The sequence below is a fragment of the Acidovorax sp. FJL06 genome (assembly GCF_003852545.1).
GTDB lineage: Bacteria > Pseudomonadota > Gammaproteobacteria > Burkholderiales > Burkholderiaceae_C > Acidovorax.
In genome coordinates, this window is record NZ_QAJR01000019.1 from 19,214 (window position 1) to 44,633 (window position 25,420).

Annotated in this window: 24 protein-coding genes; 12 read left to right on the top strand and 12 right to left on the bottom strand. The window is 64.9% G+C overall.

Features of this window, described 5'->3' with window-relative positions; genetic code table 11:
- Window positions 1–163: 163 nt before the first annotated feature.
- Together DBV10_RS12125 and DBV10_RS12130 are read right to left on the bottom strand one after the other, a co-directional pair.
- Window positions 164–1,516, bottom strand: a complete 1,353-nt coding sequence (locus tag DBV10_RS12125; RefSeq protein ID WP_124513901.1) for a hypothetical protein — start codon at window positions 1,514–1,516, stop codon at window positions 164–166.
- 148 nt (window positions 1,517–1,664) lie between these two features.
- Window positions 1,665–2,063 carry a hypothetical protein gene (locus DBV10_RS12130; protein ID WP_124513902.1) on the bottom strand — a complete coding sequence of 133 codons (399 nt, stop codon included), beginning with the start codon at window positions 2,061–2,063 and terminating at the stop codon, window positions 1,665–1,667.
- 425 nt (window positions 2,064–2,488) lie between these two features.
- On the opposite strand from DBV10_RS12130, the gene DBV10_RS12135 reads away from it, so the two are divergent.
- Window positions 2,489–3,370: an META and DUF4377 domain-containing protein gene (locus tag DBV10_RS12135; RefSeq protein ID WP_124513903.1), complete on the top strand. Its 882-nt coding sequence runs from the start codon at window positions 2,489–2,491 to the stop codon at window positions 3,368–3,370.
- Between the two features lie 224 nt (window positions 3,371–3,594).
- Here the strand turns inward: DBV10_RS12135 and DBV10_RS12140 are convergent, their stop codons facing one another.
- The 4 genes from DBV10_RS12140 to icd all read right to left on the bottom strand — a co-directional run bounded on the left by DBV10_RS12140 (window position 3,595) and on the right by icd (window position 11,048).
- On the bottom strand, window positions 3,595–7,248 hold the full coding sequence (locus tag DBV10_RS12140) for an EAL domain-containing protein (RefSeq protein ID WP_124513904.1): 3,654 nt from the start codon (window positions 7,246–7,248) through the stop codon (window positions 3,595–3,597).
- Between the two features lie 18 nt (window positions 7,249–7,266).
- Window positions 7,267–7,665, bottom strand: coding sequence for a response regulator (locus DBV10_RS12145; protein ID WP_124513905.1), 399 nt, complete (start codon window positions 7,663–7,665; stop codon window positions 7,267–7,269).
- Window positions 7,662–9,515, bottom strand: coding sequence for a PAS domain-containing sensor histidine kinase (locus DBV10_RS12150; protein WP_124513906.1), 1,854 nt, complete (start codon window positions 9,513–9,515; stop codon window positions 7,662–7,664). Before DBV10_RS12150 ends, DBV10_RS12145 begins: the two co-directional genes overlap by 4 nt.
- A gap of 273 nt (window positions 9,516–9,788) precedes the next feature.
- Window positions 9,789–11,048, bottom strand: coding sequence for an NADP-dependent isocitrate dehydrogenase (gene icd / locus DBV10_RS12155; RefSeq protein WP_124513907.1), 1,260 nt, complete (start codon window positions 11,046–11,048; stop codon window positions 9,789–9,791).
- A 195-nt stretch (window positions 11,049–11,243) separates the two neighbouring features.
- On the opposite strand from icd, the gene DBV10_RS12160 reads away from it, so the two are divergent.
- Both DBV10_RS12160 and DBV10_RS12165 read left to right on the top strand, forming a co-directional pair.
- Window positions 11,244–11,450 carry a hypothetical protein gene (locus DBV10_RS12160; protein ID WP_124513908.1) on the top strand — a complete coding sequence of 69 codons (207 nt, stop codon included), beginning with the start codon at window positions 11,244–11,246 and terminating at the stop codon, window positions 11,448–11,450.
- 201 nt (window positions 11,451–11,651) lie between these two features.
- Entirely contained in the window at window positions 11,652–12,197 is a 546-nt protein-coding gene (locus DBV10_RS12165; RefSeq protein ID WP_233589902.1) for a DUF192 domain-containing protein, read from the top strand.
- Between the two features lie 213 nt (window positions 12,198–12,410).
- Here DBV10_RS12165 and DBV10_RS12170 read toward each other — a convergent pair whose 3' ends face one another.
- A complete protein-coding gene (locus DBV10_RS12170; protein WP_124513909.1) occupies window positions 12,411–12,992 on the bottom strand; it encodes a superoxide dismutase in 582 nt (193 codons plus the stop codon).
- A gap of 206 nt (window positions 12,993–13,198) precedes the next feature.
- Complete coding sequence (gene xseA, locus DBV10_RS12175) at window positions 13,199–14,527, bottom strand: exodeoxyribonuclease VII large subunit (RefSeq protein WP_124513910.1); 1,329 nt, start codon at window positions 14,525–14,527, stop codon at window positions 13,199–13,201.
- A gap of 352 nt (window positions 14,528–14,879) precedes the next feature.
- On the opposite strand from xseA, the gene DBV10_RS12180 reads away from it, so the two are divergent.
- From DBV10_RS12180 to adk, 6 genes are all read left to right on the top strand, one after another.
- Window positions 14,880–15,527, top strand: coding sequence for a MotA/TolQ/ExbB proton channel family protein (locus tag DBV10_RS12180; RefSeq protein WP_124513911.1), 648 nt, complete (start codon window positions 14,880–14,882; stop codon window positions 15,525–15,527).
- A gap of 7 nt (window positions 15,528–15,534) precedes the next feature.
- Window positions 15,535–15,981 (top strand): biopolymer transporter ExbD, encoded by a 447-nt coding sequence (locus DBV10_RS12185; protein WP_124513912.1) that lies wholly within the window; start codon window positions 15,535–15,537, stop codon window positions 15,979–15,981.
- A gap of 5 nt (window positions 15,982–15,986) precedes the next feature.
- Window positions 15,987–17,111 carry a tetraacyldisaccharide 4'-kinase gene (gene lpxK, locus DBV10_RS12190; protein WP_124513913.1) on the top strand — a complete coding sequence of 375 codons (1,125 nt, stop codon included), beginning with the start codon at window positions 15,987–15,989 and terminating at the stop codon, window positions 17,109–17,111.
- A gap of 51 nt (window positions 17,112–17,162) precedes the next feature.
- A complete protein-coding gene (locus DBV10_RS12195; protein ID WP_124513914.1) occupies window positions 17,163–17,345 on the top strand; it encodes a Trm112 family protein in 183 nt (60 codons plus the stop codon).
- Window positions 17,342–18,163, top strand: coding sequence for a 3-deoxy-manno-octulosonate cytidylyltransferase (gene kdsB / locus DBV10_RS12200; protein WP_124513915.1), 822 nt, complete (start codon window positions 17,342–17,344; stop codon window positions 18,161–18,163). The genes DBV10_RS12195 and kdsB overlap by 4 nt, the downstream gene beginning before the upstream one ends.
- 199 nt (window positions 18,164–18,362) lie before the next feature.
- Complete coding sequence (gene adk / locus DBV10_RS12205) at window positions 18,363–19,019, top strand: adenylate kinase (RefSeq protein WP_124513916.1); 657 nt, start codon at window positions 18,363–18,365, stop codon at window positions 19,017–19,019.
- Between the two features lie 217 nt (window positions 19,020–19,236).
- On the opposite strand, the gene DBV10_RS12210 is transcribed toward adk, so the two are convergent.
- Genes DBV10_RS12210 through DBV10_RS12220 form a run of 3 tightly spaced genes read right to left on the bottom strand, consistent with a single transcriptional unit; the run spans window position 19,237 to window position 21,145 of the window.
- Entirely contained in the window at window positions 19,237–19,707 is a 471-nt protein-coding gene (locus DBV10_RS12210) for a DUF6152 family protein (protein WP_124513917.1), read from the bottom strand.
- A 43-nt stretch (window positions 19,708–19,750) separates the two neighbouring features.
- Window positions 19,751–20,170, bottom strand: coding sequence for a hypothetical protein (locus DBV10_RS12215; RefSeq protein ID WP_124513918.1), 420 nt, complete (start codon window positions 20,168–20,170; stop codon window positions 19,751–19,753).
- A 15-nt stretch (window positions 20,171–20,185) separates the two neighbouring features.
- A complete protein-coding gene (locus DBV10_RS12220; RefSeq protein ID WP_124513919.1) occupies window positions 20,186–21,145 on the bottom strand; it encodes an asparaginase in 960 nt (319 codons plus the stop codon).
- A gap of 83 nt (window positions 21,146–21,228) precedes the next feature.
- Between DBV10_RS12220 and lexA the strand changes: the two genes are divergently transcribed.
- The 3 genes from lexA to DBV10_RS12235 all read left to right on the top strand — a co-directional run bounded on the left by lexA (window position 21,229) and on the right by DBV10_RS12235 (window position 23,874).
- Window positions 21,229–21,903, top strand: a complete 675-nt coding sequence (gene lexA / locus DBV10_RS12225) for a transcriptional repressor LexA (RefSeq protein ID WP_124513920.1) — start codon at window positions 21,229–21,231, stop codon at window positions 21,901–21,903.
- Window positions 21,904–22,410: 507 nt separating this feature from the next.
- On the top strand, window positions 22,411–22,611 hold the full coding sequence (locus DBV10_RS12230) for a hypothetical protein (protein ID WP_124513921.1): 201 nt from the start codon (window positions 22,411–22,413) through the stop codon (window positions 22,609–22,611).
- A 255-nt stretch (window positions 22,612–22,866) separates the two neighbouring features.
- Window positions 22,867–23,874, top strand: coding sequence for a D-2-hydroxyacid dehydrogenase family protein (locus DBV10_RS12235; protein WP_124513922.1), 1,008 nt, complete (start codon window positions 22,867–22,869; stop codon window positions 23,872–23,874).
- A gap of 413 nt (window positions 23,875–24,287) precedes the next feature.
- Here the strand turns inward: DBV10_RS12235 and DBV10_RS12245 are convergent, their stop codons facing one another.
- Complete coding sequence (locus DBV10_RS12245; protein WP_124513923.1) at window positions 24,288–25,415, bottom strand: branched-chain amino acid ABC transporter substrate-binding protein; 1,128 nt, start codon at window positions 25,413–25,415, stop codon at window positions 24,288–24,290.
- Window positions 25,416–25,420 lie beyond the last annotated feature (5 nt).

The following is a 25,420-nucleotide window of genomic DNA, read 5'->3' on the forward strand; positions in this document are numbered from 1 at the left end:
CGCGAAGGGTACGACTACAAACAAGGTTTGTAGGCGCGTCCGCGTTGAACGACCAGTTAGGCTGGTGACAGGTGCGGAAGCCGTTGATTGAATGATGACCGCGCATTTTCTATTGACGTTGAGGCAGTTGCAGATGCAGATGCTCGGACTTAAAAATCCTCGACTACCACCGAACCTTCCACATGCCACCGCCCGTGCACGACCCGCAGTGCTGAATATTCTTCCAATCATTTCTGCCCTCAAGCCTTTCGACACCCTTTTTTGCTTTATCCGCCTTGGCGGCACTTTGCCAACTTGTATGCCCACAACCATCGACTCTAATGAGCACGTCATACGCTGGTTTGCTGTGCTGCTTTTTGTAGTAGCGCTCCTCGCCGGGCTTTGGCTCACCGCTCTCTTGAGGTTCAGATAAATCAGGTTCAGTAGTTGCATCTGAACTCTTTAGTTGCGCAAGAGCGTACTCCGCCATTTCTGCGCGAGCATTCAATGCAGCTATCTCTGACTTGCTCTTTTCCAGAGCGCTCTTGAGTTCCTCGTTCTCATCAATGTAAAGCCGCGCAAGTGCAAGTTCATCAGAATTCGCGCTTGCCCGTTGCTCCAACTCCTGAAGGCGCTTACGCGAAGCAGCCTTCTTGATATCTCGCATCTCAGGTGGCGGTACAACAGTAAGTGCTGCGACATTCATCACTCTACGCCGGAGCGTTGACCTCAATCTGTTGAATCCCTTGCCGTCGTGGTCATTTGATAGAAGTGCTGAAGCCGTCCAGACCGTGCCAGGAAATTTTGGCTCGCCGGATTGATCGAGGCGCGTTGGCCAATACAGACGCACAGCGCCGAGGTAACAGGAATTCTCCCGACCTAATTCATCCGTAAGAAACCAGGAGGCATCTTCATCTACACGTACGACATGCGCAAGACCTGCAAGGTCAAAGGCAAGTTCATTGTCAAGCTTTGGCCACAAGACTTCATCGTCGTTCTCCGATACCAAGACCACTGGTAGCAAGCGTTCGGTAGAAGCAAGCTGCTCAACCAAAGCCTCGCAGGCACTCTCCCCCTTGATATATCTGGACCTTCCTTGACCAAGAGGATTTCCATTGAGGGACCAATCAGGAAACGATGAAAGCAAATCTCGAATGACCGTCGGGCAGCGCGGATCTGTATAAACGGGCGCAATCACGCTAACAGTGTTAGTAACCGAAAGTGAGCCGTAGACAGCGACCTTGCTGCTTAGCGCGACAACGGAAAGCATCGTTGTGAAAGTTTGCCCTCCCCGTGAGTACTCATCTAATCTGATCTCTTCGAGCATTCCATTGTCTGTAATGATGTGCTCACGTGTGAAGCGCCCGTTTCCGTTGTCTGTGAGGGATTCAAATGTTCCTGAACTATGGGTGGGGGCTGTCGCACCCTTCTTGGTAAGCCATGCAGATACGGATTTGGCGATCGCCGAAATCCGATCTGTCACTTTTTCTTGATTCAACCCATTTGCTTCGAGAAGATATGCTGAGAGTTCTTGCATGGTTACTTCATTCTTTGATGTGGGTTAATGGGAGGCCTAACGTTGAAGCTGAGCCGCGAGCGGCGGCTTGCCGACGCGAGTCGGCTCGAGCGACAGGTTAGGCGTCGATGCGCCGACAAGGTGGCGTCGGCTGGCTCGGCGGAAAGCACTACTCGTCGTACCGGTCATAGTAGTCGTCGTGACTGGTGATTGGAACGACGATGCCCGCCTTGCTCATCTTTGCAATAAAGCCAGGACCATCTCCCGTCAAGTGGCTTCCATCGTCACTGGTAGTTCCGTTGTCGGCGCCAGCAGTTATCGGCGAAGAGAAGACCTCGCGGTGCAGTTCAAGACAACGGCGACCTATCCCTCGATGTGCGCACTCCTCAAGCGCCAAGTGCGTTATGTGATAGGTGTCAGGTTGACGTGGGGGATCGCCTTCAATGTATCGGAGCGAAATTGTCCCAACAGTCTTTCCTCCCAGAACGACGCGTATCTCTTCGCCGAAGTCATCGACAGAGATCTCATAGGTTTGTCCGTCGGACGCTGTAAAGATCACTTCGCTCATCGTTTCGTCCTCTTCGCGCAGACTACAGGTTGGATTTATCTCGACGCCTAACGTAATTTAGACCGCAAAACCTGCGGGATAAACTGGACCATGCGGGATATTTTGGACACTTAATCCTCCTGAAAGCGGCTTACAGCCTGGGTTTGCAGCCGTTGCGCTGTTCAAATATCCAGGTATAAAAATTCCGAGAAACCCGGCAACTCCAACCTCCCAAACTATAGCCTGCGAAAGCACGGCGCCTGGGCCTCAACAGGCTCTTTTCAGACTGCGCAAATGGGGGTTGCGAACCAGTGACCGCGTGGGGCCCAAGTCCGCACCCACCTTCAGCCCCACAGGCTTGGTACGCCGTTGCGCGAGCACCACCGCCCACGCGCCCCTCTCCTACCCAGCCTGGGGTGCTTTTCCGCTAAGGTGGCGGAATGCACATGACACCGATTCACATCCCCAGCGCCGGGCGGCCCGCCTTCGGTAAGGCCCTGGCCGCGATCACGTTGGCGGCACTGCTGGCCGCCTGCGGCAGCCAGCCCCAGGGAGCCCCCATGACGCAGCCCCCTTCTCACTCTTCCACCGCCCCCTCTTCTTCGCTCCATGCGGCCCCGACCTCCGCCCGCACGCTGCAGGCCTATGACTGGGACCTGGTGTCCGCGCACGATGCCCGGGGCCAGGTGGCACCGGGCTGGCTGCTGGCCGGCCGCAGCCCGCTGCGCCTGCACTTTGAGGCCCAGCGGCTGTCGGTGCAAAACCTGTGCAACGTGATGGGCGCGGGTTACACGCTGCAAGGCCCGGGCCTGCAGGTGGGCCAGCCCGTGTCCACCAAACGCGCCTGCGCCGAGCGCGACTTGATGGCGCTGGAGCAGCGTGTGGGCGCCCTGCTGCCCCAGGCCCAGCGTTTTGAAGTGCGGGGCGGCGGCGCCACCGATGCGCCGCAGCTGACGGTATGGTTTGCCGACGGCAGCCGCTGGGAACTGGCCGGCACCCCCACGCCCGCCACGCGCTATGGCTCGGCGGGCGAGCGCCTGTTTCTGGAAGTGGCTCCCGAGCGCGTGGCCTGCAACCACCCGCTGATGCCCCACGCCCAGTGCCTGCGCGTGCGCGATGTGCGCTATGCCGACAACGGCGTGCGGCAGGGCGTGGGCGAATGGCGCATCTTCCAGGGCGAGATCGACGGCTACCGCCACGAGCCGGGCATGCGCAATGTGCTGCGGGTGCAGCGCTACTCGCTGGCGCGCAATGGCCAGTTGCCGGCCGACGCGCCCAGCCACGCCTATGTGCTGGACCTGGTGGTGGAGTCGGAGCGGGTCCGCTAAACGACCACAGGCAAAAACCCCTGATCTATGTATATGCCTCAGACACTTCTCCCCCATCCGTTCGGGCTGAGCCTGTCGAAGCCTTGCACGCACACGGCAAGCACTGGCTTCGACAGGCTCAGCCCGAACGGGTAGGTCGGTCTCTGAGACAGGTACATAGTCAGGCAAAAACCGCCTCTACCGCCCGCCCATCAAGCGCAAGCAGCTATACAAAACATAGCGCCCTACGACACAGGCGCAGGCGCCACCTCGCGCAGGAAGCGCTCCTCGAACAGGTGGGCGGGCAGTGGCTGGCTGAGCAGGTAGCCCTGGATCTCGTCGCAGCCCAGCAGCGCCAGCCGGCGGGACTGGTCCTCGGTCTCCACCCCCTCGGCCACCACCTTGAGGCGCAGCGAGTGCCCCAGGCTGACGATGGTGGACACCAGCGCCGCGCCCTGCGGCCCCGCCGCCATGTTCATGATGAACGAGCGATCGATCTTGAGCGTGTCCACCGGCAGCCGGGCCAGGTAGCTCAGCGACGAGAAGCCGGTGCCAAAGTCGTCGATGGCGATGGTGATGCCCATCTCGCGCAGCGCGTGCAGGCTCTGGGTGCTGCGCTCCACGTCGTCCATCACCATGCTTTCGGTGATCTCCAGCTCCAGCCCGCTGGCGGCTGCGGCGTCGTGGGCCACGGCATCGCGCACCTCGCCGATAAAGCCCCGGTGCCGCAGCTGCAGGATGGAGACGTTGACCGCCACCCGCAGGGGCGCCAGGCCCGCCTGGCGCCAGCGCAGGTTGTCGGCCAGCGCCTGCCGCAGCGCCCAGCGGCCCACGTCGTAGATCAGGCCGGTTTCTTCCAGGATGGGGATGAACTGCGCGGGCGGCACCAGCCCCCGGCGCGGGTCGTTCCAGCGGATCAGTGCCTCGGCACCCGCCAGGGCGCCAGTGGCCAGGTGCAGCTTGGGCTGGTAATGCAGCACGAACTGGCCTTGCTCCAGGGCTTCGCGCAGGCGCCCCTCCAGGCTCAGCGCCTCGGCCACGCGGGTGTTCATCTCTGAGGTGTAGAGCAGCAGGCTGTCGGCCGACGCCTTGGCCTTGTTGAGGGCCGCTTCGGCATTGCGCAGCAGCGTCTCGGCATCACCGCCGTCCAGCGGATACAGGGCCACGCCGGTTTTGGCCGCCATGCGCAGCTCGGTGCCGCCCAATGCAAAGGGGGCATCGAAGCAGGCGCGCACCAGGTGGTCGACCGCCACCGCCACGGCGCCCGCATCGCGCGCCTCGGTCACGGCAATGCCAAAGCTGTTGATGCCGATGCGGGCCACGTCGTACAGATCACCCGCCGCCTGCTGCAGCCGCTGGCCCACCTGCTTGAGCAGCTCGTCGCCCACCTGGCGCCCCAGGGTGTCGTTGACGATGCGAAACCGGCTGATGTCCATGAGCGCGATGCCCTGCAGCGCCTTGGCCCCTTCGCGGGGGCGCAGGTGCTGCCCGCTGCGCTCCAGGAACAGCGTGCGGTTGGGCAGGCCGGTGATTTCGTCGTAGTAGGCCAGGTAGCTCAGCCGGTCTTCCTTGTCGAGGTGGTCCATGGCAAAGCTGATGTCCCCAGCCAGCTCGGTCAGCAGCCGCAACTCGGCATCGTCAAAAAACCCCACCTCGTCTGCAAACAAGGCCAGCACGCCGACCACCTCGTGGGCGACCAGCAGCGGCAGCACGGCCATCGACGCCACACCGCGCTCCGACAGCTGCTGGGGCAGCATGATGCGCGGGTCGCCCAGGATGTCGTCGCACACCACGGGGCGCTGCGTGCGAGCCACCACGGCGCTCAGGCTCTCGCCCGGCGTGGGCGCATCGTGAAGCCACAGGCGGTCCTTGATGTGCATGAGGAAGTCGGCCCCCGCCCCCCACAGGGCCACCGGCAGCACCTGGTGGCGGCTGCGGTCCACCTTGCCAATCCACGCGATCTTGAACTGGCCCTGCTCCACGGCAATCCGGCAGGCCTCGCGGAACAGCTCGTCGCGCTGGCGCACGCGCACGATCAGGGTGTTGATGCCGCTGAGCACGGCATGCACGCGGTTGAGCCGCTTGATCTTGCGCTCGGCCTCGCGGCGCTCGGTGATGTCTTCGCCCAGGCAGGCCGCACCCGTGACCTGCCCGCCCACGGAGCGCAGCACGGTGTTGTTCCAGTGCACCAGGCGCCGCTCGCCCGAGCGGGTGAGGATTTCGCTGTCGTAATGCCAGGCGCAAGGGCGGTCGTCCAGCAGGTCGGCAAACAGGGCGCGCACCGGGGCTGCCTGCGGCGGCACGAACAGCTCGAACCAGTTGCGGCCGAAGACCTCCTCGCGCTGCCAGCCCGTCAGGCGCAGCAGGTAGTCGTTGCAATAGGTGATGTGGCCTTCGCAGTCCAGCATCATCGAGATCATCTCGACCTTGTCGAGCATGGTGTTGAAGCGCCGGTCGCTTTCGTGCAGTTCTTCTTCGGCGCGCTTTTCCTTGGTCACATCCTGGATGGTGTTGAACCAGCGCCCCGGCCCGTCCGCCCCCGCAGCATCGTCCTCCAGGGGCTCCATCACCTGGCGCAGGTGCAGCAACCCGCCACCGGGGGCCAACACGCGGTAGGTGAAGTCCACGCGGGCCTTGTCCTGCGCGGCCCGCAGCGCATGGTGGCGGAACATGCCGCGGTCATCGGGGTGCACCAGGGCCATCCAGTCGCGTGCGGACCGGGGCATGGCGTCGGCCACCAGCCCCAGCATGCCCGGCAAGGTGTCCTGCCAGCGCTCAAAGGTGCCGTCGGGCCCGCTGATCACATGCGTGATCTTGGCCAGGGCCTGCGCCCGGCGCAGGCTGGCCTTGTTGGCGCGCAGTTCATCCATGGCGCGCTGGCGCTCGAACACCTCTACCTGCAGTTGTTCGGCATGTTTCTGGATCTCTATGTAAAGGCTGCCGTTTTCATAGATGCGCCCCACCTGTGCGCCCAGAATGGCCAGGATCTTTTCGTCATCGGCGCTGAAGGCCTCGGCGCCCTCCTTGTTGGCCAGGCAGATCCAGCCATACGAGAAAGACAGCGAGGTGATGGGTGCAATCAGCCCGGTGTGCAGCGGCGGGTAGCCCGCTGGCAGGCCGATGGCGCTGGGGTGGCCGCCGGGGTTGGCCAGGCGCTCGGACCGGCGGTCGGCACGCAACTGCCCCAGCAAGCCGTGCGAGACCACGGGCAGGTCCAGCGGCTGGTCTTGCGGCCCGGTGCGCGCGGTCTCGATGCCGCTGGTGCAGGTGATGGCGCTGTCGCTGTGCTTGCGCACCACGCACAGCACGGCGTACTGCGCGCCCACCAGCTCGCGCGCGCCCCGGCACACATTGGCCAGCAGCACCTGCGGGTCGCGCTCGGAGGCCAGCTGCAGATTCAGGTCGGTCAGCGCGGCCAGGCGCCGGTTCATGGCCTCCAGCTCGGCCATGTTGCCGGTGAGCTTGTCGGTCATGAGCTGCAGATGCCGGGTCTGGAAGCCATGCTCCAACGACACCGACGGCCGGGGCGCAATCTGCGTGAGCGCCTGTTCGATGGCGGCCAGGATGTCCTGCGGCTCGCAGGGCTTGACCAGGACCTGCGTGACCGCGCAGGCCAGCGCGAGGCTGCGGGCCTCCTGCTCGCGGTAGTGCGCGCTGTAGAAGATCACCTGCGTGGCCGCCAGGTGGTGGTCAGCCCGCAACTGGCGCACGAACTCGTAGCCGTCCATGGTCGGCATCAGGATGTCGGAGATCACCAGGTCGGGCCGCTCGGCGCGCACCAGGGCCAGCGCCTCGGCACCATCGGCGGCCTCCAGCGCCTGGTGGCCACTGTGCCCGATGAGCGTGACCACCAGCGCCCGGTTGTCGGGGAGGTCGTCAACGACGAGGATCTTTGCCATGCGGGGCCTGCTGCAACGTCAACCCTCGGCGGGCTGTGAATTGAACGGGGGCCCCAGGAAGGCCTCGACCTGCTGGACAAAGGTCTCGGGCGTGATGGGCTTGGGCAGGTGTTCATTGAAGCCCACGTCCAGCGCCTTCTCGCGGTCGCCCGGCATCGAAAATGCCGTGACCGCCACCAGGGGCACCACGCGCCAGAGCATGCTGGTGCGCAGGCTGCGCGCCACCTCGTAGCCGTTCATCACGGGCATCTGCAGGTCGCACAGGATGATGTCCGGGCCCTCTGCCAGCGCGATGCGCAGCCCCACGGCCCCGTTTTCAGCGGCGAGCACGCGGTGGCCAGCGGCTTCGAGCAGGTAGGTGACCAGCTGCCGGCTGGCATCGTCGTCCTCGATGACCAGGATGGAGGCTTTTGTCATGCGCTGCGCTCCTGCAGTTCAAGCACGAAGGTGCTGCCCCGCCCCTCCTCGCTGTCAAAGCCCAGGGTGCCGCCCAGGGCCTCGGCCAGCTTGCGGCTCAGGTGCAACCCCAGGCCCGTGCCTTCGTGGTGGCGGCGGTCAGCGCTTTCGACGCGCGAAAAGGCCTCGAACAGGCGGGGCTGCTCCTGCAGCGCAATGCCGGGGCCCGTGTCCCGCACCCGCAGCTGCACGCTGCGCCCGCCCCTCGGCAGGGGCAGCTCATGCAGCACCACATCGACCTGGCCCTGCTGCGTGAACTTGATGGCGTTGCCCACCAGGTTGATGAGGATCTGGCTCAGTGCCCGCCGGTCGGTCGTGAGCAACACGTCCTCTGAAGGCATGTGGACCGCAAATGCCAGGCCCTTGCGCCGGGCCTCCAGCTCCAGCGTGGCCGACACCTCCTGGATCAGGGCCTTGCAGTCCACCGGCTCCAGGTTCAGCATCACCTTGTTGGCGCTGAGCTTGGCCACATCCAGCAGGTCGTTGATGAGGGACAGCAGGTGCTTGGCCCCTGTCTGCACGATGCGCAGCTGCTTGTCCTGCTCGGCATTGAGGGGGCCGGGCAGCTTCATCAGCAGCGTGCCCGTGAAGCCGATGATGGCGTTGAGCGGCGTGCGCAGCTCGTGCGACATGCTGGCCAGAAAGCGGTCCTTGACCAGGGCCGCGTTCTCCAGCTCCAGGTTCTTGTCGCGCAGCACCTGCTCGATGCGCTTGCGCTCGGTCACATCGCGGATGGCGCTGGAGACAAACAAACCCTCCTCCGTCTCCAGCGGGCTCAGGCTGATCTCGACCGGGAACTCCGAGCGGTCCTTGCGCAAGCCATACAGGTCCAGCCCTGCGCCCATGGAACGCGAACGCGGCTCGGCAAAAAAACGGTGCCGGTGTTCGGGGTGGCGGACGCCAAAGCGCTCGGGCACCAGCAGCTCGATGGGCTGCCCCAGCAGCTCGTCACGGCTCCAGCCAAACAGCTTCACAGCCTGCGAGTTGACCAGCACGATGCGCCCCTCGCGGTTGACGATGACCATGGCGTCGGGCGCGGCCTCCAGCAGGTCCTTGAACTTCTGGTCGGCCCGCTTGCGGTCGGTGATGTCGCGGATGGCGCTCATCACCATCGTGCCCTCTTCGGTGTCGATCGGGCTCAGGCTGATCTCCACCGGAAACTCGCCCCGGTCCTTGTGCAGGCCATGCAGCTCCAGCCCCGCGCCCATGGTGCGCGTGCGCGGCTGGCCAAAAAAGCCGCTGCGGTGGCCCAGGTGGGCACCCCGGTAGCGGTGGGGCAACAGCACCTCCACGGCCTGGCCGAGCAATTCGGCACGGGGGTAGCCAAACACCCGCTCGGCCTGGGAGTTGACCAGCACGATGCGCCCCGTCACGTTGACCATCACGATGGCGTCGGGGGTGGATTCGAGCAGATCGCGAAAGCGCGCTTCCAGCAGCTTGGCATCGCGCTGCACCTTGAGCTGCGTGACATCCTTGGTGCTGGAGAGGTAGTGCAGCAGCAGCCCATCGGCGCCCCGCACGGCCTTGGTGGACACATTGACATGCACGAGCGAGCCGTCCTTGCGGCGCCGCACCGACTCGTGCACCACCGAACTGCCGCGCAGGGCCTCGGCGCGCATGTCCGCGTCCTCCTGCGCCCGGTCTGGGGGAACGATCAGCTCCAGCACCGGGCGCCCCAGCACCTCGGCCTGGGGATAGCCGAAGATCACCTCGGCGGCGGGGTTCCAGTTGAGCACGTTGCCGTCGGGCGACAGCACCAACAGTGCATCGGGGTTTTGCTCCCAGTACGCGGCAGAAAAGTCAGACGCCATGCAGCCCTCTTGCTTTGTGGGGAGCCATACGCCCCCGGCTCTTCGATGCTTGCCACTGTCCGCAGGCCATGGACCCGTACAAGCCATGCCAAAGCGTCAAACCATATTAGGTGGGAACGCCCCAAAACACCAACACAGAAGTGCCAATGCTGCGGTGCCTGGCCCTTGGATTTCAGCGCCCACAAAAAAGCCCCTGACTCCATGAGGGAATCAGGGGCTGCCTGACCGCGCGGGCCCGTGCAGAGCACGGGTCTGTGGCGGCAGGAAGGCACATCACATGTGGTCGATCATCACCTGCCCAAAGCCCGAGCAGCTCACCTGCGTGGCACCGTCCATCAGGCGGGCAAAGTCGTAGGTCACCTTCTTGGAGGCAATCGACTTTTCGAGCGCGCTGATGATCAGGTTGGCGGCGGCGGTCCAGCCCATATGGCGCAGCATCATCTCGGCCGAGAGGATCTCGGAGCCCGGGTTCACATAGTCCTTGCCCGCGTACTTGGGCGCTGTGCCATGGGTGGCCTCAAAGCAGGCCACCGAGTCGGACAGGTTGGCACCGGGCGCAATGCCAATGCCGCCCACCTGCGCCGCCAGCGCATCGGAGATGTAGTCGCCGTTGAGGTTGAGCGTGGCCACCACCGAATACTCGGCGGGGCGCAGCAAAATCTGCTGCAGGAAGGCGTCGGCAATGCTGTCCTTGACGGTGATGTCCTTGCCCGTCTTGGGGTTCTTGAGCTTGCACCAGGGGCCTCCGTCGATCAGCTCGGCGCCAAACTCCTTTTGCGCCAGCGCATAAGCCCAGTCGCGGAAGCCGCCTTCGGTGAACTTCATGATGTTGCCCTTGTGCACGATGGTCACGCTGGGCTTGTCGTTGTCGATGGCGTACTGGATGGCCTTGCGCACCAGGCGCTCCGTGCCCTCGCGGGACACCGGCTTGACGCCCAGGCCCGAGGTGTTGGGGAAGCGGATCTTCTTGACGCCCATCTCTTCCTGCAGGAACTTGATGAGCTTCTTGGCCTTGTCGGACTCGGCTTCGAACTCGATGCCGGCGTAGATGTCTTCCGAGTTCTCGCGGAAGATCACCATGTTGGTCTTCTCGGGCTCTTTCAGCGGCGAAGGCACGCCCTTGAAATACTGCACCGGGCGCAGGCAGACATACAGGTCCAGCTCCTGGCGCAGGGCCACATTGAGCGAGCGGATGCCGCCGCCCACGGGCGTGGTGAGCGGCCCCTTGATGGAGACCACGTACTCGCGCAGCACCGCCAGGGTTTCTTCGGGCAGCCATACATCGGGGCCATAGACCTTGGTGGACTTTTCGCCCGCATACACCTCCATCCAGTGGATCTTCTTCTTGCCGCCATAGGCCTTGGCCACGGCGGCATCCACCACCTTGATCATCACGGGCGTGATATCGAGGCCCGTGCCATCGCCTTCGATGAAGGGGATGATGGGCTCGTCCGGCACGTTCAGCGACATGTCGGTATTGACGGTGATTTTCTGGCCTTCGGCAGGCACCAGAATGTGCTGGTAGGTGGTCATGGGGTGGAAGGTCTCCGGGGTGCACCGAATCGGATTCGGCAAATAAGGCAAAACGGTGTGGTCTCAAACCATTCTAATGACAAAAAATTTTGTCCCATCCCCTGTCAACGCACCTGGCGCTGCTATCGTTGCGACTGGAGCCGTACGGGTTTTCGCACGGCCCTCAACCCTTCGTTCACATTGGAAACGGCAAATATGAAAAAACTCCTCGCTGTCCTCGTGGCCGGTCTGTTCGCAGCTGGTGCTTTCGCACAAACGCCCGCCACAGCCCCCGCCCCCACCGCTACTTCCATGGCAGCCCAAGCCAACGCACCGGTAGCCCAGTCCAAGGCCACCAAGCCAGCCAAGAAGGTCGCCAAGAAGAAGACCGCCAAGAAAAAGACCGCCCACAAGGCAGCCTGAGCCAGGAGCATCGACCTGGCGCAACGCCCCCGGCGCCCCAGGTCTGCACTGATTCAAAATCGCCCGCACCAGCGGGCGTTTTTATTGGGCCCGCCACCGGCAGCCGGCCACCCGCCGGACTTTCTGCCCGGCAGGCCATCCGCCCCCTGTTGTGCCCTTTGTCTTTGTGCTTGTGTCTGTGTTGATCCGAAAGCCCCGCCCATGACCGCTGTTTGCACCACCCTGCGCCCCACCACCATTGCAACCCCTCGCCGCCAGCGCCCTCTGCGCCCCGGCCGCCCTGCGCGCCGCAGCGCCTGGGCCTGGGCTGCCGCGCTGGCGTGCACCTTCGTACTGCCCGCCACCGTGGCCATGGCCCAGGAGGGGCCGCAATTGGACCTGCAGCGGATCGAGATCACGGCCGGCATGCACCGCATCGACGCCCAGGTGGCCCTCTCCCCCCAGGAGCGCCAGACCGGGCTGATGTTCCGCAAGGACATGCCCCAGCACGAAGGCATGTTGTTCGTGTTCGAGCAGCCTTCCCAGCAGTGCTTCTGGATGAAGAACACCCTGCTCCCGCTCACGGCCGCCTTCGTGGCGGATGACGGCACCATCGTGAACCTCGCGGACATGAAGCCCCAGACACTCGATTCGCACTGCTCCGCCAAACCCGTGCGCTACGTGCTGGAGATGAACCAGGGCTGGTTTGCCAAGAAAGGGCTCAAGGCCGGCACCAAGCTGGGGGGCGCACCTTTCAGCCGCAAGTGAGGACTGAATGGCGCACTGAATGGCGCACCACACGGGCGCGGAAGAACTACATTTTTAATAGCATCTATCGCTTGCTGCTTGGACGGTAGCGGCCCAAAGACCTGATGGTCAGCGCCCCGCCCCGACCCGACCAGCCCATCAAAAAACGGCCCTCTGGGGCCGTTTTTTGATGGTGGACCGCCAGGCAACTCCCCGGCGGCCATGCGCTTTGCATCAAGCGAAGTTGGCTTCGGCAAACTTCCAGTTCACCAGTTTGTCGAGGAAGGTCTCGACGAACTTGGGACGCATGTTGCGGTAGTCGATGTAGTAGGCGTGCTCCCACACGTCCACCGTCAGCAGGGCCTTGTCGGCGGTGGTCAGGGGCGTGCCGGCGGCGCCGGTGTTGACGATGTCCACGCTGCCATCGGCCTTCTTCACCAGCCAGGTCCAGCCCGAACCGAAGTTGCCCACGGCGCTCTTCACGAAGGCTTCCTTGAACGCAGCGTAGCTGCCCCACTTGGCGTTGATGGCCGCAGCCAGCGCGCCCGAAGGCTCACCGCCACCCTGGGGAGCCATGCAGCTCCAGAAGAAGGTGTGGTTCCAGATTTGCGCAGCGTTGTTGTAGATGCCGCCGCTGGACTTCTTGACGATCTCTTCGAGCGTCATGGCTTCGAACTCGGTGCCCTTTTGCAGGTTGTTGAGGTTCACCACGTAGGCGTTGTGGTGCTTGCCGTGGTGGTACTCCAGGGTTTCCTGGCTGTAGTTCGGTGCCAGGGCATCGATGGCGTAAGGCAGCGGGGGAAGGGTATGTTCCATGGTGGTGTTTCCTCGTGGTTTGAAATTCTGGGATGCCGCCTGCAACGCGTTCTTTCCTGAGCCATGCAGCCGGACACAAAGCGAAGGGGGCATTGTAGGAAGATCGGGTGACCTGTGCAGCCTCAGGGTGACCCAGCACAAAAGAAAGCCTCCCCCAAACGGCTATATGCACCTGCCCTGGCCACGCCAGGAACAGGTTGGCGCACTCACAACAGGCGTGGCTGGGCGGCCACCGTCACGTCCACCACCCCGTCGGCCAGCGTGGCACGCAGCGCGGCACCGGGCGGGGCCTGGCGCACGCTGGTCACGGCCTGCCCGCCGGTGTCGGTGAGCAGTGCGTAGCCGCGCTGCAGCACCAGGCGCGGGTCCAGCAGTTCCAGGCGCAGGGCCGTGCGGTCCAGGCGGTCGGCTTGCTGCGCCAGGCGCCGCTGCAACTTGTCAGGCAAGTTGGCTTCTAGCGCCTGCTGCGCCTGCGCAAGACGCTGCATTTTCAATAGCACACCGTGGCGCATGCGCTGCGCCAGGCGGGCCAGCTGCAGCTGCTGGCGCGCCACCAGGCCCGACGGGCGGCCCAGCCGGGCGGCGGCCTGGTCCAGCCGCTGGTGGCGGGTGTCCAGCTGGCGCTGCACCCCATCGCTGATCCGGCCGGCCAGCAGGCCGAGGGCGCCCAACCACAGCTCGCGCGGCTGGGCCACCAGCTCGGCCGCCGCCGTGGGCGTGGGCGCGCGCAGATCGGCGCAGAAGTCGGCAATGGTGAAGTCGGTCTCGTGCCCCACCCCGCTGATGAGCGGCACCGGGCTTTGCACGATGGTGCGGGCCAGTTGCTCATCGTTGAAGGCCCACAGGTCTTCGATGGAGCCGCCGCCACGCACCAGCAGGATCACGTCGATGGGCGGGCTATTAGTCAAATCAGCCCCTGGGGCACGCCCCGCTTGCGCAAGCAGATACATTTTTGATAGCGCCGCCACCAGCGAGGCGGGGGCCGCCGCCCCCTGCACCTGCGCGGGCACGAGCACCACGGGGATGTGCGGCACACGGCGGCGCAGTGCGGTGACCACGTCGTGCAACGCTGCCGCACCGGGCGACGTGACCAGGCCAATGGCGCGCGGCAGCAGCGGCAGCGGGCGCTTGCGGGCGGTGTCGAACAGGCCCTCGGCATCGAGCCGGGCCTTGAGAAGCAGGAACTGCTCGAACAATGCGCCCTGCCCGGCCCGCTGCATGCTTTCGACGATGAACTGCAAGTCCCCACGCGCCTCATACACCCCGAGGCGCCCGCGCACTTCCACCAACTCGCCATCGCGCGGCGAAAAGTCAAGCAGGCTGGCCGCCCGGCGGAACATGGCGCAGCGCAGCTGGCCATGGGCGTCCTTGATCGAAAAATAGCAATGCCCGCTGGATGCGCGCGAGAAGCCCGTTATCTCGCCGCGCACGGCCACGGGATTGAAGCGGGCCTCCAGGGCATCAGCAATGGCGCGGCACAGCGCGCCAACCTCCCACACACGCGGCGCCACGCCTGGGTTTGTGCGCTCAAACATGAGAAACGGCGGGCGTTTGCGCTGCGCGCACCGGGCAAGTACTCCACAGAAACCGGCCAACGGCCAAGAACATGGAGAGCCCCCACCAACCCACCCGGAAAACACCAGCGCACGTACAAGTTATTGATTTATAAGGATTTTTCATTGCGCAATTTTTCATCAATCTGTTGCAAGCACGGCGGGGCGCCACTTTGCGGGGTTCCCAACAGGGGTTGCCCACAAAGTTATCCACAGATTTTGTGGGTGAGCGGGAACGCGGGCGGTGCGCGCAGCAAGGTAACGGTTTGTGACTCGGCAGCCCCCGCAAGCTGGGCCATAATCGCCGATTGCTTTCATCTGCGCGGAGAGAGATTTGCTGTCCATCATACAAGCCGCAGGCTGGCCCATCTGGCCCCTGATTGCGTGTTCCGTCCTGGGAATGGCGCTGATTTTCGAACGTTTTCTGGCCCTGAAAACGGCCCGCGTCGCCCCGCCCAAGTTGCTGGATGAGGCCATCACCGTGTCGTCCAAGGCCCTGCCCACCCCCGATGTGGTGAACCAGCTGGCCCAGAACTCGGCCCTGGGCGAGGTGCTGGCCAGCGGCCTGCGCGCCCTCAACAGCAACCCCCAGTGCAGCGAAACCGACCTGCGTGCCGCCATGGAAGGCACCGGCCGTGCCGTCGCGCACCGGCTGGAGAAGTACCTCTCGGCCCTGGCCACCATCGCCTCGGCCGCGCCCTTGCTGGGCCTCTTGGGCACGGTGATCGGCATGATCGAGATCTTTGGCTCGCAGGCCGGCGGCGGCGGTGTGGGCCAGGCCATGGGTGGCGGCAACCCGGCCCAGCTCGCGCATGGCATCTCGATCGCGCTCTACAACACGGCGTTCGGCCTGATCGTGGCCATCCCCTCGCTGATCTTCTGGCGCTACTTCCGCGCCCGCGTGGATGCGTATCTGCTCACGCTGGAGCTGGCCTCCGAGCAGTTTGTCCGCCACATCCTGCGTCTGCGCAAAGCCAAATAAAAGCCCCATGAATTTCCGCCCCCGCGCCAAGGAAGAGCCGGAGATCAACCTGATCCCGTTCATCGACGTGCTGCTGGTAATCCTCATCTTCCTGATGCTGACCACCACCTACAGCAAGTTCACCGAGCTGCAGCTCACGCTGCCGGTGGCCGACGCCGAGCAGCAGCGCGACCACCCCAAGGAAATCATCGTGGCCGTGGCGGCCGACGGCCGCTACGCGGTCAACAAGACCGGCGTGGACGGCAAGGGCGTGGAGTCCGTCGCCCAGGCCCTGCGCGCTGCGGCCACGGCGGGCCCTGGCAGCGTGGTCATCATCAGCGCCGACGCCATGGCGCCGCACCAGTCCGTGGTCACGGTGATGGAGGCCGCACGCCGTGTGGGCCTCACGCAGATCACCTTCGCCACGCAGTCGTCGTCCACGTCCGCACGCGCGACCAGCGCGGCCAGCCGCTGACGGGCATGGGCGCCGCCCCCGGGCCCCAGCCGCCCCCGGCAGCGCCCTCCCCCGCCCGCCCGCCCGCCGGGCGCGCCACGGCCGAGCAAGGCCTGCAAAAGATATGGCAAACCCGGGGTCCGGCCGCTTGGGCCTTGTGGCCCGTTGCGCTGCTGTACCACGCCCTGGTGGCGCTGCGCCGTGCGCTCTACCGCACCGGCCTGCTGCGCTCTGAGCACCCCGGCCGCCCCGTGATCGTGGTCGGCAATGTGATTGCCGGGGGGGCGGGCAAAACCCCCGTGGTCATCGCGCTCGTGAAACACCTGCAGGCTCGCGGCCTGCGTGTGGGCGTGATTTCGCGCGGCTATGGCCGCAGCACCCAGGATTGCCGCGCCGTGCTGCCCGGCAGCCCGGCCAGCGAGGTGGGCGACGAGCCCGCCCTGATCGCACGCAGTTTTGCAGAAAGCGCCGCCATGCCGGTGTTTGTGGCACCGCGCCGCATCACCGCCGCACGCGCACTGCTGGCCGCCCACCCCGGCACCGACGTGATCGTCTGCGACGACGGCCTGCAGCACCTGGCGCTGCGGCGCGATCTGGAAATCTGCATCTTCAACGACCAGGGCATTGGCAACGGTTTTCTGTTGCCCGCCGGCCCGCTGCGGGAGCCCTGGCCGCGCCATGTGGACTTTGTGCTGCATGCGGGCCATGCCCCGCCCGAGGAGGCATCCGCCCCGGCGTTTGGCCTGCAGCGCCGCCTCGCGCCCTGGGCTGTGCGCGCCGATGGCAGCCGGGTGCCATTGGCCCAGTTGCGCGGCCAGCCGCTGCACGCGCTGGCGGCGGTGGCCCGGCCCGGCGACTTCTTTGCCATGCTGCAGGCCGAGGGCCTGACCTTGGAGCACATGGAGGCCCTGCCGGATCACTATGATTTCAATAGCTGGAAGCGACCGCTGGATGCGCGGCAGACCGTGATCTGTACCGAAAAGGATGCGGTCAAGTTGTGGGCCTTGCACCCCCAGGCGCTGGCCGTGCCTTTGGCCGTGCAGATCGACCCCCTCTTTTTTGATGCGCTGGATGTGCGGCTCTCAGCGCTCCCGGCACTGGCACCCACGGCCGCAGAGCGCAAGCCACCGCTATCATCCCCCCCGGCCTGAATGGGCCTGTGAACGAACCCCGCCGAACCCTCCCGGAAAGCCCCCGCCCCCATGGACCCCAAACTGCTTGAACTGCTGGTCTGCCCTGTCACCAAAGGCCCCCTGACCTACGACCGCGAGGCGCAAGAACTCATCTCGCGCAGCGCACGGCTGGCCTACCCCGTGCGCGACGGCATTCCGGTGCTGCTGGAAAACGAAGCCCGCACACTTACCGACGAGGAACTGGAGCAGTGAGCACTACCGCCGCCGCCCCGGCAGCCGCGAGCCCGTTCACAGTGCTGATCCCGGCACGCATGGCATCGAGCCGCCTGCCGGACAAACCGCTGGCCGACATCGCTGGCCTGCCCATGGTGGTGCGCGTGGCCCAGCGCGCCGCTCAGAGCGCCGCCACCCATGTCGTGGTCGCCGCAGACGATGCCCGCATCCTGCAGGCCTGCGAGGCCCACGGCGTGCAGGCCATCATGACCCGGCCCGACCACGCCAGCGGCAGCGACCGGCTGGCCGAAGCCTGCACCCAGTTGGGTCTGAACGGCGATGACATCGTGGTCAACGTGCAGGGAGACGAACCCTTGATGGACCCCGGCCTCATCAACGCCGTGGCGGCCTTGCTCCCTGCCAGGCCCGAGGCCAGCATGGGCACGGCGGCCCACACCATTGCCTCGCTGGCCGACGTCACCAACCCCAATGTGGTCAAGGTGGTGCTGGACGCACGGGGCCTGGCGCACTATTTCAGCCGCGCACCCATTCCCTTTGCACGCGACCACGTGGGCACCCCCTGGTGGCAGGGCGCCGCGCAGGCTGCGGCCCCATCCGTGGCAGCGTTGGCGGGTTTCGCACCGCTGCGGCACATCGGCATCTACAGCTACCGCGCCGGTTTTTTGCTGCAGTTCCCGCAACTGGCCCCGGCACCGACGGAAGCAGTCGAGGCGCTGGAGCAGCTGCGCGCCCTCTGGCATGGCCACCGCATCGCCGTGCACCTGGCCGACACGCCCCCGGGCCCGGGCGTGGACACGCCCGAAGACCTGGAACGGGTGCGCGGGCTGTTCCGCTGAGCGCTTTGCCCCACCCCGCACCGCCCCGCTGGGGTGCGGCGGCGGGGAAACGTCGCCCATGTAAGTCGGCGCAAGGTGGTCGCATGCTATCCTCGACCGCAACGAGAGCACCGCATCCCGGGCGCACAGAACGGCTACAGGCGCCCTTCGAACGTCCCCGCCAGCGGCGCCACCCGATTTCTAACCTTCGAGGACTTCCATGAGACTGATTCTGTTGGGCGCGCCTGGCGCCGGAAAGGGCACGCAAGCCACGTTCATCTGCCAGAAGTACGGCATCCCGCAAATCTCCACCGGCGACATGCTGCGCGCCGCCGTCAAGGCCGGCACGCCCCTGGGCCTGCAGGCCAAGGCCGTGATGGATTCGGGTGCCCTGGTCAGCGACGACATCATCATCGGTCTGGTCAAGGAACGCATCACGCAGCCCGACTGCGCCAACGGCTTCCTGTTCGACGGTTTCCCCCGCACCATTCCCCAGGCCGACGCGATGAAGGCGGCGGGCGTCAAGCTCGACTACGTACTCGAAATCGACGTGCCCTTTGAAGCCATCATCGAACGCATGAGCGGCCGCCGCTCGCACCCCGCCAGCGGCCGCACCTACCACGTCAAGTTCAACCCGCCCAAGGTGGAAGGCCAGGACGACGTGACCGGCGAAGAGCTGATCCAGCGCGAAGACGACAAGGAAGAAACCGTCAAGAAGCGCCTGCAGGTCTACAGCGACCAGACGCGCCCCCTGGTGGACTACTACGGCAACTGGGCCAAGGCAGAACCCGCCGCCGCGCCCAAGTACCGCGCCATCAGTGGCACGGGCAGCGTGGACGAAATCACCGCGCGCGCGTTCCTGGCGCTGGCCAGCTGACGACAGGCAGCAGCGGCAGGCACGACCCCCGGCCGCAGCAGCCCCGCGACCTCCATCTGGCGATGCCCTGCACAGGGGCATCGCTTTTTTCATGGTGGCGCAGGGTGTAGCGAGCACGGTGGCGACGGCGTGGCCCTGTGCTGACCCCATTGCGGCCTCCGCGCTTCCAGCCTCCAGCCTCCAGCCTCCAGCAACCGTGCGTTCGGCCTCACCCCCGTCACGCCGGGCTGGACCGCAGACCATAGGCCTTGCCATCCACGAACAGGTACTCGGCGCGCAGCACCGGATCGCCCTTTTCTTCTCGCAAGGCGAACCCCACCACCGACACCATGGCACCCGGCCGGATCTCCTGCACCTGCCAGGCCTGCATGCGCGTAAGGGGCGCCAGCTCGACCGCCCAGAGCCGGTCCTTGCGGGTGGGCAGCACTGCTTTGGCCAGCAGCGCCTGGCCATCCACAGGCGCCGTCTGCGCCGGCACCGGCCGCTGGGCCAGATCGGCCGGCAGCGTCAGGCCGGCCGCAAGCTCCAGCGCAAGTTCGGCATGGGGGTTCTGCCAGCGCACCTTGCGCACGGTGCCTTCCAGATAGAGGGGGCGGTCCGCATCAAAACTGCTCCAGCCATGGTGCGCTTGCGCCCCCAGGGGCCAGGCGGTGGCGGCAACCAGCAGGTGGCGGCGTTGCAGGCTCATACAGACTCCTGAAGAAAAAAGGAGGGGGGAAGCCAGACAGGCTTCACAGGTAAGCGATCCAGCGGCCACACGCCACCACGGCCAGCCAGACCAACATGGACGCCAGCATCTGCGCGCGGGCCAGGCCATCCAGCCGCACGAGCGACCCGCGCCCATGAAACCACGCGGCATTGCACCCGGCCAGCATCAGCAGCAACATTTTCACGGTGAAGGCCCGGTTGCTGAGCAGCTCGGCAGGCTGGGTGGCAAACATCAGCAGGCCCGAGGCTGCGGCCAGCACAAAGCCGCACAGCGCCAGCGACAGGCTCAGCCGGGCCAGATCCTTCACCGGCAGCGCCGCGCCCCGACCAAATACCCGCAGCTCCAGCAGCACCAGGTTGCCCAACAGCAGCGCAATGCCCACGATGTGCGCCACCTCCAGCGCCGGATAGGCCCAGGCATGGGTCTTGAGTGCCGTGAACATTGGCAGGCGGCCCCGTCAATCCGCTTGCAGCAAGTCGAGCAGCAGCGCCACCCTCGCTTTCACCGGCGACAACCCCTGGGAGTCAGGCAACGCATCCCCGGGCTTGGGCAGCACCTGCCCCTCGGCGCACCGGGTGGCCCGCACCACCCGCACGCCCGCCTCCTGCGCACGCAGCAAGGCGGCCTCTAGCGCCTGGTGAATGGTCCCGTTGCCGGTGCACGCCACCACCAGGCCCTGCACGCCTGCGCGCACCAGGGCATCCACACCCCGGCCCTGCCCCCCCGCGTGGCTGAGCACCACCTCGACCCAAGGCCAATCGGCAGAAAAAGCTCCTTCTTTGATAGCACCAAGGGCTTGCCCTGTTTGCCCAACTGGCCAGTTTTGCACAAGACGCACATGGCCTTCCTCCACCCAACCCAAGGGGCCTGCATCGCCAGAGGTGAAGGCATGCACCCGGTACGGGTGGACTTTCTGGACATAGCGCGCGGCATGCACCTCGCCCGCGGCCACGGCCATCACCCCGGTGGCACCGGGGGCCAGCACCACGGCCACGGCGTCCAGCAGATTCTGCGGGCCATCGGGCGTCAAGGCCGTCGCGGGGCGCATGGCGCAGGTCAGCACCACGGGCTTGCTGACGTCCAGCACCTCATGCAGAAACCACGCGGTCTCTTCCAGCGTGTCGGTGCCGTGGGTAATGACCAGGCCTCGCACGTCCGGGTCCGCCAGGTGGTGCGCGCAGCGCAGGGCCAGCGCCCGCCAGACGCCGTCGTCCATGTCCTTGCTGTCCACCTGGGCCACCTGCTCAGCCTCCAGCATGCCGCCGGCCAGCGCTTGCAAGCCGGGCACAGCGGCCAACAACTGCGCCACACCCACCTGGGCAGCGGTGTAGCCAATGTTGTCCCCCGCCTGCGCCGAGGTGCCCGCAATCGTGCCCCCGGTGCCCAAAACCACAATTTTTTGCCCGCTCACTTGCATACTCCGAAAAACTGGTGAAAAATACAGTTACTGGATTAAAAAACAGTTGTTCGCCACTGTAACCGTCGCCACCGGAAACCACCATGCTCGACAACCCGAAACTCACCGCCCGCCAGCAGCAGATTCTGGACCTCATCCAGACCGCCATTGCACGCACCGGTGCGCCCCCCACCCGCGCAGAAATCGCGGCCGAACTGGGGTTCAAGTCGGCCAACGCCGCTGAAGAGCATCTGCAGGCCCTGGCCCGCAAGGGCGTGATCGAACTGGTCAGCGGCACGTCACGCGGCATTCGCCTGCGCAGCGACACGGTCCGCTCCATCAATGCGGCACGCGGCAACCAGTTCAGCCTGCCTATTCCAGGCCTTTCGCAGCTGATCCTGCCCCTGGTGGGGCGCGTGGCGGCAGGCTCGCCCATTCTCGCGCAGGAACATGTAGACCAGACCTACAGCGTGGAAAACAGCCTCTTTCAGCACAAACCCGATTACCTGCTCAAGGTGCGCGGCATGTCCATGCGCGACGCCGGCATCATGGACGGCGACCTGCTCGCAGTGCAGTCCACCCGCGAAGCCCGCAACGGGCAGATCATCGTGGCCCGGCTGGGGGACGACGTCACCGTCAAGCGCCTGCGCCGTACCGCAACCGCCATCGAACTGCTGCCCGAGAACCCCGACTACCCGGTGATCGTGGTCCAGCCCGGCGAGCCCTTCGAAATCGAAGGCCTCGCAGTCGGGCTCATCCGCAACACCATGCTGATGTAGGTCCAGACCTCTTTTGGGCCACACCGCGGGTGGCGGGCGTTTGGTATGCCGGCAACGGCATGCCAGCCCTGCGGTGCCGGCCCCACGCCCTGCCACAAGCCGATGCCAACGCGGCCATGATGACCGTCTTGCGGTGCCACCCCAACCGGCGCCGCAGGGCACCATCACACCCGCCATCATCCGGCCCATGCATGGCGTGAAATCACTTCGCAATCCTGCCTGTGTTCAACCCCCGACCTTCGGAGTTTTCACATGGGACTTGCCTTGCTCACCCTTACCGCCTTGCAAAATCCGCTGCGCGGCCTGAAGCGCCTGCTGGTACACCCCGCGCGCGCAGATACCGCAGCAGACGCCAACGCCGCAGTAGTGGGCCACCCGCGCCCGCCTACCCCGCAGTTGGGCCCACGGCCACTGCGCGGCAACTGGCCTTTCACAGTCAAGCCTCCGCTGCGCCCCTCCGAGGCACCCACACGGCAGCCTGCGTCAGCAGGTAGGTCTTTTCTGCCCATGGCCAACCCCATGGGCAGCCACCGCCACGCATTTTTATCAACGCTGCCCGCGGATTCGCATGCCCGCAGCCTGCGGTCGCCCAAGGTCCTGCGGCGGGTGTCCGACTCTGGCACGGGCCACCTGGTGATTGCGGGCCGTATGGCCGATGTGTGCGCCGAGCTGGACCGCATGGTGGCCTCCGAAGCCATGCGGGCCTAAGGCCTGTCGGAAGATCTTTTCAAAGACCGCCTTGCAGTCCTACGGTGATGGAGGTGCATGCCTTGGAGTTGAAGCGCAAGCTTTCGAGCCCTCAGATAGCAAAGCCTCAAACCCATCGGCCCGATTTCACGCCACCCCTTCGGTGGAATGCCGAGCCAGGCAACACCAACACTCCGTCACCAAAAGCCGGGGATTTTGATGCGCCAAACAGCCACCTGGCGCAGTACGCAATCTCTGCCAAGGCACAATGTCGGAATGAACATAGTGATCCTCGACGATTACCAGGATGCAGTGCGCAAGCTGCATTGCGCCTCCCGGCTCGACGCGTACACCGCCAAGGTTTACACCAACACGGTCAAGGGGCTGGGCCAGCTCTCTGTGCGACTCAAAGATGCCGACATCATCGTGCTGGTGAGGGAACGCACCCAGATCACGCGCCAACTCGTCGAAAAACTGCCCCGCCTCAAGCTCATTGCACAAACAGGCAAGATCGGTGGCCACATTGATGTGGCTGCCTGTACCGAGCGCGGAATCGCCGTTGCCGAAGGCGTGGGCTCCCCTGTGGCTCCCGCCGAGCTGACATGGGCCCTCGTCATGGCCTCCATGCGCAGGCTGCCCCAGTACATCTCCAACCTCAAGCACGGCGCTTGGCAGCAGTCCGGGCTGAAGACAGCCTCCATGCCCGCCAATTTTGGGTTGGGCAACGTGCTGCGCGGCAAAACCCTGGGCATCTGGGGCTACGGACGCATCGGGCAACTGGTCGCCGGCTATGGCCGGGCATTTGGCATGAATGTGCGTGTATGGGGCCGAGAAGGCTCGCGCGCGCAGGCGCTCACGGATGGCTACCAGGCCGCCACCACGCGCGAGGAGTTCTTCTCCCAGTGCGATGTCATCTCGCTGCACCTGCGCCTGAACGAGGAGACCCGCGGCATCATCTCGCTCGAAGACCTGTCGTGCATGAAACCCACCTCTCTGCTGGTCAACACCTCGCGCGCCGAACTCATTGAGCCCGACGCCCTGATTGCGGCCCTCAACCGGGGGCGCCCCGGCATGGCGGCCGTCGATGTGTTCGAAAGCGAGCCCATTCTGCAAGGCCATGCCCTGCTGCGGCTGGAGAACTGCATCTGCACGCCCCACATTGGCTATGTCGAACAGGACAGCTACGAGCTGTACTTTGGTGCAGCCTTCGACAACGTGGTGAACTTCATCAAGGGCACACCGACCAACATCGTGAACCCCGGTTCGCTCCAGGTGCGGCGATAAGAACCTGTTCAAGATCTTTTCGGGGATCGCATTGGAGTGCAATCGGGACGAGTGGATGCCTCGGATGCGCCGCATGGGCTCATGCCCNNCCCGATTTCACTCCAACCCTTCGGGCAAGTGCCTTGCCGGGCGGTCTGCGGCGTTGCGGCGCTTGCCAATAGCCGAGCTATTGGCGGCGCACCGCGCCTAGCATCCCATCCCGGCAAGGGACTTGTGCGACCCCGAAAAAATCTTGAACAGGTTCTTAGGCGGCCGGCGCCTCGCCGCTCTGCACAGCCCCATCCTCTCTCCTGACCCGAAGTTCAGGCAGCGAACGGTTTTTACCCCCTTCGCAACAAAAAAGGCTTCCCAAGGGAAGCCTTTTTTGTTGCCCGCAAGGCGCCTGGGTGCCTTGCAGAACGAAGATCTCTCTATTACAGAGGGGTCTTCTTGCCGTCCTTGTAGACGTACAGCGTGATGGAGGGGTTCTTCATTTCGCCGTTGGGTTCGAAGGCGATCGTGGAGGTCACGCCCTTGAAGCTGGACTTGGCCAGTTCAGCGGTGTACACCTTGGGGTCCACGGAGTTGGCGCGCTTCATGGCGTCCACCAGCAGGAACGTGGCGTCATAGGTGTAAGGGCTGTACACCTGGAACTGGTTGGGGTACTTGGCATCGTACTTGGCCTTCCAGGCCGTGCCGCCAGGCATCTTGGCCAGCGAAGAGCCGCCTTCTGCGCAGATCACGTTGCCCAGGGTCTTGGCACCGGCGGCCAGCTTGGCCAGTTCGGCCGTGCAGACGCCGTCGCCGCCGAAGTACTTCACGTTGCCCATGCCCAGTTGCTCCAGCTGACGCAGCATGGGGCCGGCTTGTGGGTCCATGCCACCGTAGAACACGGCATCAGGATTCTTGGCCTTGATGGCGGTCAGGATGGCCATGAAGTCGGTGGCCTTGTCGGTAGTGAACTGCTCGTCCACCACCTTGATGCCCTTGGCCGCAGCGGTCTTCTTGAACACATCTGCCACGCCTTGGCCGTAAGCGGTACGGTCATCGATGATGGCAACCGTCTTCAGCTTCAGGGTGTCCGCAGCGTAGAAAGCCAGGCCAGCGCCCAGGGCGTTGTCATTGGCGATGATGCGGAAGGTGGTCTTGTAGCCGGGCTTGGTCAGGTTGGGGTTGGTTGCAGCGCCGGTGACGTGGGGGATACCGCAGTCGTTGTAGACCTTGGATGCTGGGATGGTGGTGCCGGAGTTGAGGTGACCGACAACGCCTGCCACCTTGGAGTCGCACAGCTTCTGTGCGGCAGCCGTACCTTGCTTGGGATCGGCAGCGTCATCTTCAGCCTGCAACTCGAACTTGATCTTCTTGCCACCGATGGTGATGCCTTGAGCGTTCAGCTCTTCAATGGCCATGCGAGCGCCATTTTCGTTGTCCTTGCCGTAGTGGGCTTGGGCGCCGGAAACCGGAGCCACGTGGCCGATCTTGACCACCTGCTCTTGTGCAGAGGCCACACCAGCAACAGCTGCGATAGCAGCAACCACGGTCAGTTTCAACTTCAATTGCATATCAA